Source organism: Thiobacillus thiophilus, from assembly GCF_055378705.1.
The window spans coordinates 259,968-273,078 of sequence record NZ_AP042404.1; the positions used below are offsets into that span (position 1 = coordinate 259,968).

17 protein-coding genes are annotated in these 13,111 nt (G+C 55.3%); all 17 read right to left on the reverse strand.

The annotated features are described in order from the left end of the window. Positions 1-376: 376 nt before the first annotated feature. The gene (locus tag ACZ41T_RS01250; protein ID WP_464922688.1) at positions 377-2,683 is read right to left on the reverse strand and encodes an SNF2-related protein; all 2,307 of its coding nucleotides are present in this window, start codon (positions 2,681-2,683) and stop codon (positions 377-379) included. Positions 2,684-2,983: 300 nt separating this feature from the next. Then, positions 2,984-3,523, reverse strand: a complete 540-nt coding sequence (locus ACZ41T_RS01255) for a hypothetical protein (RefSeq protein WP_464922689.1) — start codon at positions 3,521-3,523, stop codon at positions 2,984-2,986. A 75-nt stretch (positions 3,524-3,598) separates the two neighbouring features. Then, positions 3,599-4,696 carry a DUF6094 domain-containing protein gene (locus tag ACZ41T_RS01260; protein WP_464922690.1) on the reverse strand — a complete coding sequence of 366 codons (1,098 nt, stop codon included), beginning with the start codon at positions 4,694-4,696 and terminating at the stop codon, positions 3,599-3,601. Beyond that, positions 4,693-4,926 carry a hypothetical protein gene (locus ACZ41T_RS01265; RefSeq protein WP_464922691.1) on the reverse strand — a complete coding sequence of 78 codons (234 nt, stop codon included), beginning with the start codon at positions 4,924-4,926 and terminating at the stop codon, positions 4,693-4,695. Before ACZ41T_RS01265 ends, ACZ41T_RS01260 begins: the two co-directional genes overlap by 4 nt. Positions 4,927-4,937: 11 nt before the next feature. Beyond that, positions 4,938-5,102: a hypothetical protein gene (locus tag ACZ41T_RS01270; protein ID WP_296825615.1), complete on the reverse strand. Its 165-nt coding sequence runs from the start codon at positions 5,100-5,102 to the stop codon at positions 4,938-4,940. Positions 5,103-5,695: 593 nt separating this feature from the next. Continuing rightward, entirely contained in the window at positions 5,696-6,367 is a 672-nt protein-coding gene (locus ACZ41T_RS01275; RefSeq protein WP_464922692.1) for a hypothetical protein, read from the reverse strand. A gap of 233 nt (positions 6,368-6,600) precedes the next feature. After that, positions 6,601-6,984 (reverse strand): hypothetical protein, encoded by a 384-nt coding sequence (locus ACZ41T_RS01280; RefSeq protein WP_464922693.1) that lies wholly within the window; start codon positions 6,982-6,984, stop codon positions 6,601-6,603. After that, positions 6,959-7,522 (reverse strand): hypothetical protein, encoded by a 564-nt coding sequence (locus ACZ41T_RS01285; protein WP_464922694.1) that lies wholly within the window; start codon positions 7,520-7,522, stop codon positions 6,959-6,961. Before ACZ41T_RS01285 ends, ACZ41T_RS01280 begins: the two co-directional genes overlap by 26 nt. A gap of 82 nt (positions 7,523-7,604) precedes the next feature. Further along, positions 7,605-8,321: a hypothetical protein gene (locus ACZ41T_RS01290; RefSeq protein ID WP_464922695.1), complete on the reverse strand. Its 717-nt coding sequence runs from the start codon at positions 8,319-8,321 to the stop codon at positions 7,605-7,607. A gap of 280 nt (positions 8,322-8,601) precedes the next feature. Then, on the reverse strand, positions 8,602-8,964 hold the full coding sequence (locus ACZ41T_RS01295; RefSeq protein ID WP_296641469.1) for a hypothetical protein: 363 nt from the start codon (positions 8,962-8,964) through the stop codon (positions 8,602-8,604). Further along, positions 8,957-9,184: a hypothetical protein gene (locus tag ACZ41T_RS01300; RefSeq protein ID WP_296641468.1), complete on the reverse strand. Its 228-nt coding sequence runs from the start codon at positions 9,182-9,184 to the stop codon at positions 8,957-8,959. Before ACZ41T_RS01300 ends, ACZ41T_RS01295 begins: the two co-directional genes overlap by 8 nt. A 92-nt stretch (positions 9,185-9,276) precedes the next feature. Then, entirely contained in the window at positions 9,277-9,531 is a 255-nt protein-coding gene (locus tag ACZ41T_RS01305; protein ID WP_026177614.1) for a hypothetical protein, read from the reverse strand. Then, on the reverse strand, positions 9,528-10,484 hold the full coding sequence (locus tag ACZ41T_RS01310) for a hypothetical protein (protein WP_464922696.1): 957 nt from the start codon (positions 10,482-10,484) through the stop codon (positions 9,528-9,530). The genes ACZ41T_RS01305 and ACZ41T_RS01310 overlap by 4 nt, the downstream gene beginning before the upstream one ends. Before the next feature lie 208 nt (positions 10,485-10,692). Beyond that, a complete protein-coding gene (locus ACZ41T_RS01315) occupies positions 10,693-10,890 on the reverse strand; it encodes a hypothetical protein (protein ID WP_296641463.1) in 198 nt (65 codons plus the stop codon). Between the two features lie 281 nt (positions 10,891-11,171). Continuing rightward, entirely contained in the window at positions 11,172-11,696 is a 525-nt protein-coding gene (locus ACZ41T_RS01320; RefSeq protein ID WP_296641462.1) for a hypothetical protein, read from the reverse strand. A gap of 158 nt (positions 11,697-11,854) precedes the next feature. Further along, complete coding sequence (locus tag ACZ41T_RS01325; RefSeq protein ID WP_296641461.1) at positions 11,855-12,193, reverse strand: hypothetical protein; 339 nt, start codon at positions 12,191-12,193, stop codon at positions 11,855-11,857. A gap of 2 nt (positions 12,194-12,195) precedes the next feature. After that, complete coding sequence (locus tag ACZ41T_RS01330; RefSeq protein ID WP_296641458.1) at positions 12,196-12,768, reverse strand: DUF3275 family protein; 573 nt, start codon at positions 12,766-12,768, stop codon at positions 12,196-12,198. Positions 12,769-13,111 lie beyond the last annotated feature (343 nt).

The following is a 13,111-nucleotide window of genomic DNA, read 5'->3' on the forward strand; positions in this document are numbered from 1 at the left end:
GCTAAACCGTGACATGAGATATGAATGAATTCGTGGATGGCCACGCAACGCGCGCTATGGATTCTGGCAGCAGCGGCATCGTAGACGTGCCAGCCTACCGCCTTCAGCAGCACCTGAATGTTTCCAACTGCACGCTGTCACCCATGTACACCTCCCTTTTAATAATTATCTGTTGAATTTTCGCATAACCTGGCGGTCGGGCGTAATTGTCTTCAGCGATTGGCCTTGGCCGAACCCGATCCATCTCGCTTTGCCAATCCCCATATATCATTCCGACTAACGGCAGCGAACTGACTACGTGTTACGTGCCATATTCAACACGAGATTACGAATGCATAACAAAAAAACCACCCCGAAGGGTGGCTACAGTACGCGATCAAGCAAGCAACTGCTTGGCCAGGGCGACTTCAATGCTGTCCCCTGACTGATTTAGAACGTCCAGGCCGGAATCCGGCATGTCGCCTGAAGTTGATTGAGACACGGCAATCTTCCTGGCCATAAGCTCCAGGCATCCCATCTGGGCCGATCCTGCATAGCCCAGAAAATGCACATCCACGTCCTGCTTCTGTCCGATCCGCCAACTGCGGCGGGAGGCTTGCTGCAGGGTATAGACGTTGTAACCGCTTTGCATGAACACGATGGTCGGGAATTCCAGCATGTCCAGTCCGGTTTTGACCAGCTCAGGGTTGGTGATGATCACCTCCACACCGCGGTCAACCTGATCGAACAGCCAATCTTCCCGCTTTGACGCATCGACGCTTGCCCTCAACACCGCTGTCTTGAAACCTTCCTTTTCAAGAAAGTTTTTCAGTCGGGTGGTGGTGTCACGAGTGCCGGTGTAGGTCGAATACACCAGAATCCTCCGGCCGCGTGCCTTCTCTGCTTTGCAGATACGCAGCAGTTCCAGCTCTTTCGGACTTGCCTCGGTGCCGTTCAGCAACGCCGGCACGAAAGCGAGTTGCTGCTTCGATCGGGGATGGCGAACCAGCTCGTCACGGAAACAGGTATCTGGCCAGGCAAGCAGCACGTTCAGGACAACGCCCAGCAAGCTGGTGTCGCCCTTCCTCAGCGCCTCACGGAGATCTTCGCGCAAGCTCATACTCAACTCGCGGTAAATACCGGACATCGCCTCCGTCATCGGGACTTCCGTGAAATGCTCTCGGTAAGGCGGCAGAACATCGCCGCCTATATCCTTGAGCTTCAGGAACACCGTCTGCGGCAGCACATAGCGCATGATGCCTTTCGGGCCGAATCCTGGTCCCTTGGAGGTGCGGTGCGTGATGTTCTTGCCCCGCGCCGTGCGATGCGACTCACTTTCAGTCTCCTTGAACACGTCCTTCAGGATGCCGTGATCGCGCATGAACGACATGCCGGCAGGCCCAAGCGAATTGCGGTTGTTATACCCAAAACCGTCCTCGATCATCAAACCCGGGTTAAGCCGGTGCAGGAGATAGAACAGATCGTCGGCATAGCCGCCCATCAGAGTGCCGGTCAGGAGCAGGGTTTTCTGGCACTTGCGTGCAAGAACCCCCATCGCCTGCCCTTGCGCGGACCCCTCGTTCTTGTACTCATGCCCTTCATCCACAACGAGGAGGCCGAAGTACCCCTGCGGAAGGTAGCGCTTGATGAACTCCGTTGCCTGGTAGCCGCCCTGCCCGAAGGAGAACTCGGTGTTGGCCATTGCACGCTCCATTCTGCGTGCCTGCCGGTCTGTAAAGAACAGATCGCCTCTGTCATCCATCAGATTGATGAACTCGTAGACGTTGTCCTCAAGCATCCCGGACAGCATGTCCTCGCCGAACCGATCAAGCAGCCTGTCGGCAGTTTTGGAACCGATGGTCGGTATCTGACGCAGGCTTTCCATAACCAGCTGACGCCGGGATTGGGTGTTTCCACGTTTCGACACCAGCGTCCAAAGACGTTCTCCGCATGGCACCCTGTCTTCTAACAGCGCTCCATCCACTATCCGCTTCACCGACTGCTGATTGGTGCAATAGGATCGTGTCTGATTGAGCCTGCCTTCAGCCAAGGTCGCTGGCAATGGGTTGCCCTCGTCATCTACCAGCAAAGCGCCGCACTTCGGACAGGCGGCATAGGTTCTCACCTGCTTGTCCTGGCCCTCACCCACGATAGTTCGCTTATGGGTGTAGGCCGGCTTCCAGTTGAATCCCATGCGCATGCGCACACGTCCCATGACGAAGAACTCTGGAACGACCGGCTTCTCACGCAACTCCCGTAACTGCAGGAGTTTGCGCAACGTGTCAGGGCCGTTGAGAATCCAGACCCTGGCATTAGGTACCGTCGCCTTGATTTCGCGACGCCACTTGTAGACAAGATGCGGTGGCGCGATCACCAATGTGCGGCGAAAGCCCTCCTCGTGCATGACTGCCGCGGCGGCAATCGCCATCATGGTTTTACCGGTACCCATTTCAGCGTTGATGATCGCTGCGGGCTGGGCTTCGTCAACCAGAAGGCGCGTTACAGCCTGGACTGCATCCTGCTGAGGCGGAAAAGGCTTGCGAAGCAAGGTTTCCATCAGGATGGCATGCCTGGAATTCGGCACACCATCGTAGATTGGCGGATTCTGCTGCTGAACCGCGCTCAGTAGCCCCTCCCCGAACTCGTGAATGAAATCGCTCAAAGGAATGACTTCCCGCTGCGATACTTCAATGACTGCTTCCATGACGACTCTCCTGAAAAACGCGGAGGCAGCCGTCCCCTTGCGGGGTGGATGCACCCCGCTGGGTTGATGAATTGAATCCCGGCCTCCCTGCCCTTGTGGGAGCATCGAGGCGTTCCGGTCTCAGGGACTGACCGGACTCATAAGCGATGCATGACGCGCATCGGTCGGGCTGTTACTGACAGCCAGCAGTGAAACACCTCAAAGGCCCGGAGCCTTTCTCCAACACGCCGGCATCACCCGCGCGTTCGAGAAAAGCCCCCGGAGGGGGCAGTTAAGAATCAGAACATTACCTGCGAAGAATCATCCATACCGATCCTCCAGCGACTGCTTGATCTGAGCCATGGGGGTGGGCTTGAAGTGGAAATCCAGTTCGGCGCCGACACCAGTATCAACAAGCTCTGTGATTGGAATATATCCATACTCGGCATTGATCAAGTCGCCGTGCAGGATGGCATACCCGAAAGCCTGCTCGACCTCCCCTTCCCTGTCCTTCTCGGTGATGTACCAATGGCAATCACCCAGGAAGTAGTGAAGGTGTGCAATGGCATCGTCGCCCTTGCCATCTTGCTGGTACGTTACCGGCATGCCTTCGACAGTGGCCGCAATCTCAACCATTTTGTCGAAGAAATACTGCCATTCTTCTCCATTCATACATGTGGCCACGATTTGCTTCTGTCTCTCTGGCATGAACAGCCGAAGACGAAGGAATGCTTCAACGGCATCACGTCGACTGACAGAGTTCACTTTTCCGTCAAGGCTGGGTTCTGCCTCGGGAGAACGGGCCGATGGAGTCGGCCGTCCGGGTATTTCAATCTGAATGTTGTCTTCAAATAAACGCATGGTGTTTCTCCTTGAATATGCCAAGAGCGGAACACCCCTTGCGGGAATGTTCCCCGCAAGGCGATTTGATAAAACTCAACGAATCGAAACGACTTTCCCAAAACCCGGACCCGGGGTGAAGTCGATGCCGGTGATGCTTGGCACGAACTTGTCCGTATAGGTCAGGATTTCTGACACGGAGCCATCGGCACGGGTCTCGAATGTCGTCTTGAGATCACGCTCCTTGAATGTGTCACCTTTGATCAGGAGACGCCTCCCATTGCCAGACTCCACCACTCCCGAGATTTGTCCTGCTGCCAGCGCCAGCGCCAAATGCCAGTCAGAAAGCGCACGCAAGGGCCGGCGGTGAGTATCGTCAGCACGCACAAAGTGAGTCCCGAACATCGGCCAGAGCGTATTCTTGCGAACACGCTCAAGCTCTGCCTGGAGCTGGGGACCGTCAATACGAATTGACGTGAAGCGTGCTTCGGCCTCCTTGATCTGTGGCACCAGGTACTGCTCACCTTGCCAATACTCCGGCAATACGGCGGGCACTTCCCCGCGACCACAGGCCTCAAGCAGCTTCTGCACGCCTGGATCCACTCCGTCTGCACGACGCTTGACGCCAAACACGACGCACTGCTTGAACCGTGCTTCCGGCGCCATGAAGACCTGAACCTGCTCGAAGTGCCGGGCAATCATTCCGGAGAACTCCTTGTCCAGAACGTAGTGCGGAACAATGAGCACCATGACACCGCCGAACTGCAGCCAGGCAACCGTCTTGCGATAGAACACCTTCTCAAGACGATCACCCCGGGAACGATCACCCGTAGCGGCCTTGTCCGATACGACATCGCCATACGGTGGATTCAGGAACAGCAGCCCCTGACTGCGAGCCGATAAAAACACGTCGTTCACATCGCTGTGCGCGACTGTGTCGAGTATCCCCTTGGCATGCCATGCGCGCTCCGCATCGAACTCGATGCCATTAGCCACGACAGATGCTCCGCATTGAACCAGGTGGTGCTTAACTTCAGCCAATGCCGTTCCTTCGCCGCAGCACGGGTCAAGAATACGCAGTTGCCCACCACCAATGTCGAGCGCCTGGAGAATCCGGGCCAGCGTCACTTCGTCCGTCGGGAAATATCCGTTCTTGATAAAGTTCTGGGCCAATCGCGGAAAGATGAGGCTCATGCCGACACCTCGCTTTCCGGCTCATTCAACACCATAGCCCCGTCGATTTTTCCCTGCAGTGCCATGATTTGCGGGATGCCGAAATCGCTTTCTGTGTAAGCAATTTCGCTTCCACCGTAGCGGTACGACTCATCCGCCCACCTGTGTGCTTCCCGCTTTTCTGCAAGGAGCAAATCCAGCCCCTTGGTAATCAGGTTCACCTCAGACTCCGAGAATTCTTCTCTCATCATGATGATCCCCTTTAGATAATGCCCAGAAGGCTGAGCCAGCTATCGGGATGGTCGGGCTCGACACAATCCCCTTCCGGGGTTTCACATACCGAGTCGAGCACCCACACCTCGATTTCGGACATTGATGGCACCTGATAGGTCTGTCCGCGCCACTGAATCGTTTTGGGAAATACCATTGCTGCTCTCCTAAATAAAAACGCGGAGGCAGCCGTCCCCTTGCGGGGTGGATGCACCCCGCTGGGTTGAATTGAATTAAATCCCGGCCTCCATGCCCTTGTGGGAGCATCGAGGCGTTCCGGTCTCAGGGACTAACCGGACTCATAAGGCGATGCGTGACGCGCATCGGTCGGGCTGTAACTGACAGCCAGCAGCAAAACACTTCAAAGGCCAAGAGCCTTTCTCCAACACGCCGGCATGACCCGCGCGTTCGAGAAAAGCCCCCCGAATTGGCGGGGGAAAATGTCGATATGCCTCAAACGAAGTATCTGTAGTTTTCGAGTGCTTTGGCACCTTCCAGGCGTGTTCTGAATGATCCAATGCGGGAGCCATCCACCCACTCTGCTTCCCAATGCCCTGGACGCCCGCTCAGCATGCCAATTCGCCCTGGGCATGGGGTGCCGTCCACCAGAAGGCGAACTTCGTACATTCCTGCCTCACGGCGGGTGATCTGATAGGTGCTGGTAGCCACCATACGACCCTCCAAAAAATCGCGGAGGCAGCCATCCCCTTGCGGAGTGGTTGCACCCCGCTGGGTTGAAAATCGCTGACGCTAAGCTGCCATAGTGTTGGCGCTTCGAGCTTGTTCGAGGTAAGCATCTTCCTCGCCATTCAGGCCGATCATGCTTGCCTGAACCATTCTCGACACGTCGTCCGAAAATGATTCGGTCAAAATGATTTTGGCAGCCGTTACCTTTCCGATCGGTGGATGGTCACTGTCTTCCAGAAAACTCACGCACTCGGCGTGGGTTGCCCGTATGACTACGTCCCTCCAGCTATCGAGCAACGGCACAGGTGAGAGGGTCTTGTACGAAGACCATATCCCCTGCAGCAATCTAGGCCTTGCTTCCGGTGTAAATGGCTCGTCCAGCATGAACCACGCGGTCTTGGTAGACCTGTCAGGCTTGAGCAGAGCTGCATCGTATATCCAGGTATGGACAAGGTTCCCAAAGAGGTTGTCCTTGGGTAATCGTCCGCTGAATTTTGTCAGCCGGTCCGGACTGCGTACATGGACTTGCTCGACCGAGCGGCCATCGCCGTCATTGACTGGCGAGAGGCGGAAACCAGACAAGCCTCCGCAGCTTTCCTTCAGGGTGAATGCGGCGAGAAGCTGCTGAATCGCAGTGTCCCGACCGTACAGGGAGAGGAACATCAACTCGCCCGATTCGTCCCGGATGCAAGCATCCGCATACAGGTCAGAGAGTTCCGATATTTTGTAAAGCATGGCGTGCTCCTGGAAAAAAGGGGAGCACTTTCCCGGAGGGGAGTCGTGACTCCCCATGGGGTGGTTGAACTGCAATGGAATTCCAGATCCGCAGACCCGCCGTTTTCAGGAACTTAACGGCATTCAAGGGCGATGCATGACGCGCATCGGTCGGGCTGATACTGACAGCCAGCAGGTGCAACTGCGTTAATTATGCGCGTTTCAAGAGCCTTTACAAGCCTGGCTCCGCCCACTTAATTGCCAGCGCCTGCATCGATAATTTCCTGGATATATGCCGCCGCGCTGTGATTGTCTGCATACCGCAGACAGGCTGCCACGGTGATCCAGTCACTCCGAATCAACGACACATGGGTACATCCGGAAAAGTCCCTCAGCTTTCCTTGAAGAACGCCACCTTGCCTAGGGTCAATATCATCTGCGTAAAAGGAAACCGCCTCTTCAAGGTCGTCGAGATGCAGGACGTGGCGTTTCATCTCGATGGATATCAAGCTGTCCACTTCATCAGAGGCATGTTGAGTCCACGAGGATCTGGAACATGCCACATCAAGAAGCCTGGCAATGAACCCGCTTTCTGATTCCAGTGGCGCGATGTCACCCGGAATACCGTGCTTCGCCATCACTTTCCCAGCAATCATTGGCTTCCCTGGCATGATCGAGCAGCTCGGGTCTGATCTCGTTGGCAAAAACCAGCCTCGAATCCAGACCCTCGCGGTATAGCCCCGCATGAATCGCATGGCACATGATGCCGCCGCCATGGGAAAGCGACCCGATTTCCAGCGGGTCGCCCTGCCCCATCCTGGCGGCAGTACGCTCGACTCTCTCCTGGCGACGCAGCTCGGATGCAAGCGGAAGGATATGGATTTCCTCCTCCAGCATCACCACCCGTACCGCGCTCATTCCCTCGAACATCTCCAGCAGTTCCCTGCTATTGATGTCGATGACCGGATACTCGCTTTCGCCTCGCCGTTTCCGTGAGACCACACGAATGCCCTGATCGGATCGAGTAAGCACCAGTCTCGCATCGTCCAGCTTGATGTCGAATCGAGTGCCAGGATTGAATCCGGCATGATTCAGATTGGAACCTTGAAGCCACACGCGCGGAGCTCCTTTGTTCTCCCCAATTGAGGTCACCAGATAATGTCTCATCATTTCCATTTGCATCTCCTAGAAAGAATCCGGAGACACCCCCTGACGGGGATGCCCCGACAGGGTTAAGAAAATTTGATCTACCGCTTTGCTACTGGCCTTCGACCTCTTCCACCAATTTCGTCACCCACTCAGGAAGGTGATCTGCAAGCACTGTGGAAGAAGTCCGGATGACATCTGCAAAGCTTCCGTTTTCCATCGTGACTTTCATGCTGTCGTTACCATCCGTATCGGCATCGAGCACCAGGTAGCGCATGGGATGGTCCGATGCCATCCATTGCACGACTCCGCCTTCAAGCCACGCCACAACCGTTGGCATCACTTCCGATCCAGCGGTGCCATTGCTTGAACTGGTTGAAGCGGAGAGGTGCGGCATTGCCACATGCGCTTCCTCAAGTGCAGACTGAAAGAGTGCCTCGCGAACAGATGCTGAGTTGCTGCATTCATGCGCGGCGATCAGGTGCTCGCACGCACGCCTGGCGGCCGCATCACGCTCAATAATCTTGACGCACACCTCAGGCTCGGGCCATTCCTGATATTCGCCAACAACCTTGAATTCCAGAACGGCACCAGAATCTCCGGTTTCCTCATAGTCGTCGTACAGCAAGGGCATTTCGGGCGTGTTGTCCCAAATCGTGCAATCAGTGAAAGCCTGATCGGCAATCGAAATCGCGGATTCCTCGTTCTTGGCCTGGATGCCCACACGCACCAAATGCACGTAAGGCAATTCGTACTCAACGAGAAATTTCTTCATGGCCGCCTGCTGCTCGGCGGATAGGTCAGCGCAAGTCTCAACATCACCACGCATGTTGCTCTCCTAAAAAAACGCGGAGGCAGCCGTCCCCTTGCGGGGTGGATGCACCCCGCTGGGTTGATGAATTGAATCCCGGCCTCCATGCCCTTGTGGGGACATCGAGGCGTTCCGGTCTCAGGGACTGACCGGACTCATAAGGCGATGCCTGACGCGCATCGTTCGGGCTGTAACTGACAGCCAGCAGTGAAACACTTCAAAGGCCCAGAGCCTTTTTCCAACACGCCGGCACCAGCCCGCGTGTTCGAGAAAGGCCCCCGGAGGGGCAAGGGGAAAACTATTCCGGCTCTGGCGGTGCTTCACCGAAAAGTTCGGATGCGAAGCTCTCCAGGGTTTCCCAGTTGGTACCAATACTCGCGTCATGATTCTTGTCGATCAAGCGTAAAACCTGAATGGCCTGCTCTTCTGCCAGATCGGGGCGAACTTCCAATACATCTTCGACCGTCCAGACAATCACAATCTGCGTTGCCGGGTCATACCGATCTGCCGCCTGGAGACGTTCTTCAGAATCAACCAATGTCTGGAGTTCAGTAATGGTCTCCCAGGCGGAGTGCTCATGCTCTGGATCATATTCCGGCATGATGGCTTCAAGGTCAGCCAGTGCGCAGCGCAACGCGGTAGCAATCGAAGGCTCAGCCATGGCTCTCTCCTTCAACAATCTCGAAGCTGCCAGGGCCATTGCCTTCATCATCCGCAAGGATGAACAAACGCCTGACTTCGCCATCCTTGCATTTGATGGCTAGTCCGAAAAACTCGTCGCCGAACTCATCCCCGTTAGTACGAACGGCATCCTCTATGACCCCGCCAACCAAAGGTTTGAGTTGGTCAAGATAGAACTGCGTGTGCTTGTTTGCATCCATTTCCTTCTCCTTTTCAATCAAAAAAAGGAGGGGAATCCCCCGGAGGGGATTGCACCCCCCGGGTAGCCGCATTGAGCGGAATTCACTTGAAACTACATTTTTGCTGCCACCAGCCAGCGATAAACACCCATCAGGCTTGTGAGCGTGAAGCCGATTTGCATTACAACCAGTCCATGCGCGCCAACCTTGATTCCATACGCAATCCAGGCACCGTTGGACAGCAGGAACAGCAGCCAGCCGAAGCGGCTTGCTCTCACATTGAGCGAGAGCAATGCAGCGCCAGTCAGACCAAGAAATGCCCCGGCCCATTCAAATGCCCACAGGGGAATATCAGATATAGGGTTCATGCAGCTTTCAGGACAGCATTGCCAAGCACTGCACTGACCTCCTCAGATAGTGATTCTTCTGCCCATTCTCTGCCGACATAGCCCCATACCGCAGACTCGTTGATCCGTTTCAGGCGATCACCCTCGGTCGAAAATACATCGACCGCCACCCCGTAACAGTCACCCGCCAGCCAGGCGTTGTACGACCCGAGTGCCTGACGCGCAAATTCGACTGCCCTGGAACGCGCCGCATCAATGCCTTCATTGGTCTTGATCGAGTCCAGCTCTTCACGAAGGCATTGATCGGGCACCCAAACACCGGCACCCCGAGCCGTATCAAACAGACATTGCGGTCCAGAGCCTGTCACCGACCAAACCTGGCCACCATGCTCATAACAATCGAGCATGACGGTGTAGGGATCGCCCACTTGCCCTGACAGTCTGGCTAATTGCCAAGCCTCATCAAGCAGGCTCTCCCAAGTGACTTGCTCACGCACCTTTTCAGTAAGCCAGGTTTCCCGGTGGTAAGAAAGCTGGCCTGTGAAGTCCCCGGCGAAATACTCAATCGCCTGATCGCGGCTCATTCCATTGTTATTGGCGCACTCAAGGATGAACGCAACCAGATCGACCTGGAGCCTGGTACTGACCAACGCCTTCAAGGCAGACTCCGCCTCGCGCTCGACCACTCGCAGGGATAGATCGCGTTGCCAGTCCGAGTCCAGGCCAAGTACGTCTTGCATCTTGGCGTGCTGGCCAGAGTGACGGTGCGAAGAATAGATATGACCCATTCCGTCACAGTCGTCTAAGGGATTTTCCACATCATGATCGTCAACAAGATAGCCAACTGCGACCAGGCCACCTTGCTTTTCGATCTTGTGTTCCACGTAGTTCATGACGCAGGAAGGCTCGAAGCTCAACTCGGCGGTCAATCCATCCACGTCAATCTCGGATACCTTGCGGGTACGGAAATTCATAGCGCTGCTCTCCTAAATAATAACGCGGAGGCAGCCGAACCCAGCGCGGGGTGGTTGCACCCCGCTGGGTTGAAATAACAAATTGAATCCCGGCTTCCGTAGAAGCGTTCCGGTCTCAGGGACTGACCGGACTCATAAGGCGATGCATGACGCGCATCGGTCGGGCTGTAACTGACAGCCAGCAGAGAAACGCTGCAGCAGCAATTGCTTAAAGAATTACGTCCTGCGTCCAGGTACCATCCTGCAGTGCCTGTTGAGCAGCGGCATGCGTCTGAAAATACTCAACGCTCTCTTTTGAAACAGGGTCACCCCCATCGGCCGTGCCGATATAGAAGCCCGAATTACTTTGAAGCACTTGAAGCGGCAGCTCCAATTTGCACCACCGTCTTGCCAGTTGACCGTACACACCTTTCTCCTTCGATGAAGGGACATACTCCCCAAGAGGGAGTGAAAACGCCCCGCTGGGTTGATGAATTGAATCCCGGTCTCCATGTCCTTGTGAGGACATCGAGACGTACCGGCCTCAGGGACTGACCGGACTCATAAGGCGATGCGTGACGCGCATCGGTCGGGCTGTTACTGACAGCCAGCAGTGAAACACTTCAAAGGCCCAGAGCCTTTCTCCAGCACGCCGGCATAAGCCCGCGCGTTCGAGAAAAGCCCCCATCTGGGGGCTTTAAATAAAAATCAGGGCAGGGGCCGATCAATCGGCATCCATTGCTGGATACCCCGGGTTCCGCCCCATTCCATTTCACTTTCAACGAAGCGGTCTACGTCAGGGTGATACTCGCAGAATCGTCCTTCGATCATCCGCCCGAACGACATCGTTCCTGACGCAGAGATCACGACCACCGGCTGTTGTTCACCCGGAAGTGCATCCTGCGTTTTTACCCAGCTGAATTGAACAGGCAGGCACACGACACCATAGGCCTCAGTACCGGGAACAGGTTTTTTCGTACCAGTATCGATCCTGGCCATTCCGATGAACAGGAAGCCCATTGCAAGTCGGCCATTTTTCATTTGCCTATCAATTGCAGCCTCGAAGTCCTCCCTCTCAAGGTGGCACTGTTCGCCAAACTCCGCCTGGAAGGCTTCTGCTGCATCCACATACTCAACGTCTGTCGTCGCCAGGATAATCCCATAACCATCTGGATCCTTGATGCCAAGCTGGCGAGCGGCTTCTGTGACGGTAATGCCAAGGCCAAATAACATATTGCTCTCCTTAATAAAAAGTTAGGGGAGCACTTTCCCGGTAGGGAGTCGTGACTCCCCATGGGGTGGTTGATGAAACAAAATCCCGGCCTCTTGCGAGGCGTTCCGGCTTCAGGGACTGACCGGACTCAAGCTTTCAAGAAACTCGCTTCATGGCACTACATCCCATGAAATACGCAACGATCAGCCAATTCGGCCAGTGACTCCCACTCATCAAATGAACGGCACTCATCCAGGAATTCCTTGATGAGCGCCAACGCAATCGAGCGGTTCCCACTGTCCAGGGGCAGGAGGTCATTGAATTTCAACCCACCTTCACCGTGCAACGCCTTGATGAGCCTGGCCAACGCTCTTCCACCGCCCGTATCCCCCAAACTTCGCAGAATCTGCTCTGCCTGAAGGAACACATCGTTGGCGATTTCCTCAGCCTGTTGGGCACGGAAGTCGTCAACTGTGATGGTAAGAACCTCAGCCTGAGGAGGCATGCTCGATTTCATGTTCACTCTTCTTTCCTGGACCATCCTTGGGACTTGGCATCGAACACGTAACCCATCTCCTTCAGCCGGTCACGCTGGCTGCGGAAGACCGCTCGATCCACAGTGGGGTCAAGTTTCACGTCCTTGCTAACCCAGACAAGATCGGCAAGATCGGCCCCAAACAATTCCAGCAACTCCTGGAAAACCGGGTCCTGGTTTTCATGCTCCTGAACCAGCGCAGCTGGAACAGGAATATCGGATTGACCGGCTTGATTCGCTGCCGCTGTGGGCTCTGTGGCGATTGGATCGGGTTCGGTCGGCACGTCCTCAATCTTGCCCTCATCAACCGTGTCCAGGAATATTTCCATTACCTTCGCACGGATGTCGGTGGTCGATTTCCCGCGCCAAATATACGAACTGAGGTAAAAGTTCTCGACGAGAAACTCACCCTCGTATCGGCCTTCCGAAAACTGATCGAGGATGGGCTCCTTGACCTTGAATTCTCCGATCGGGGTGGTCAGGTCGCCGACGCAGAACTTGCCGTTGGCACCTTTGATTTCCTTGATTACAAGCGTTCCATTGATGCGAATAGACATAATGCTCTCCTTAAGAAACAGAAAAAAAGGGAGCACTTTCCCCAAAGGGAGCGTGACTCCCCATGGGGTGGTTGAACTGCGATGGAATTCCAGGTCAGAAGACCCGCCGTTTTCAGGAACTGAACGGCTTTAATAATGAGCGATGCATAACGCGCATCGGTCGGGCTGATACTGACAGCCAGCAGTGAAACTTTGGCAAACGGCTTATCCAAGATGGCCAGTTATCCTGGATACCCCGCTCGCGGGGCAGGATGGGTTGGTCATGATTCAATGTGGTTGGTAATGAAACCCCTGCTCAACTCTTCCATATAGGAAGCGACGCACCGCACTGAGGGGCTCGGCG

Excerpts from the sequence above, each read along its gene's own strand:
- ACZ41T_RS01280 (WP_464922693.1), bottom strand. The coding sequence starts at position 6,984 with ATGGCGAAGCACGGTATTCCGGGTGACATCGCGCCACTGGAATCAGAA.
- ACZ41T_RS01285 (WP_464922694.1), bottom strand. The coding sequence starts at position 7,522 with ATGGAAATGATGAGACATTATCTGGTGACCTCAATTGGGGAGAACAAA.
- ACZ41T_RS01265 (WP_464922691.1), bottom strand. The coding sequence starts at position 4,926 with ATGATGAGAGAAGAATTCTCGGAGTCTGAGGTGAACCTGATTACCAAG.
- ACZ41T_RS01275 (WP_464922692.1), bottom strand. The coding sequence starts at position 6,367 with ATGCTTTACAAAATATCGGAACTCTCTGACCTGTATGCGGATGCTTGC.
- ACZ41T_RS01305 (WP_026177614.1), bottom strand. The coding sequence starts at position 9,531 with ATGAACCCTATATCTGATATTCCCCTGTGGGCATTTGAATGGGCCGGG.
- ACZ41T_RS01330 (WP_296641458.1), bottom strand. The coding sequence starts at position 12,768 with ATGTCTATTCGCATCAATGGAACGCTTGTAATCAAGGAAATCAAAGGT.
- ACZ41T_RS01255 (WP_464922689.1), bottom strand. The coding sequence starts at position 3,523 with ATGCGTTTATTTGAAGACAACATTCAGATTGAAATACCCGGACGGCCG.
- ACZ41T_RS01325 (WP_296641461.1), bottom strand. The coding sequence starts at position 12,193 with ATGAAATCGAGCATGCCTCCTCAGGCTGAGGTTCTTACCATCACAGTT.
- ACZ41T_RS01260 (WP_464922690.1), bottom strand. The coding sequence starts at position 4,696 with ATGAGCCTCATCTTTCCGCGATTGGCCCAGAACTTTATCAAGAACGGA.
- ACZ41T_RS01270 (WP_296825615.1), bottom strand. The coding sequence starts at position 5,102 with ATGGTATTTCCCAAAACGATTCAGTGGCGCGGACAGACCTATCAGGTG.
- ACZ41T_RS01295 (WP_296641469.1), bottom strand. The coding sequence starts at position 8,964 with ATGGCTGAGCCTTCGATTGCTACCGCGTTGCGCTGCGCACTGGCTGAC.
- ACZ41T_RS01290 (WP_464922695.1), bottom strand. The coding sequence starts at position 8,321 with ATGCGTGGTGATGTTGAGACTTGCGCTGACCTATCCGCCGAGCAGCAG.
- ACZ41T_RS01320 (WP_296641462.1), bottom strand. The coding sequence starts at position 11,696 with ATGTTATTTGGCCTTGGCATTACCGTCACAGAAGCCGCTCGCCAGCTT.
- ACZ41T_RS01300 (WP_296641468.1), bottom strand. The coding sequence starts at position 9,184 with ATGGATGCAAACAAGCACACGCAGTTCTATCTTGACCAACTCAAACCT.
- ACZ41T_RS01250 (WP_464922688.1), bottom strand. The coding sequence starts at position 2,683 with ATGGAAGCAGTCATTGAAGTATCGCAGCGGGAAGTCATTCCTTTGAGC.
- ACZ41T_RS01310 (WP_464922696.1), bottom strand. The coding sequence starts at position 10,484 with ATGAATTTCCGTACCCGCAAGGTATCCGAGATTGACGTGGATGGATTG.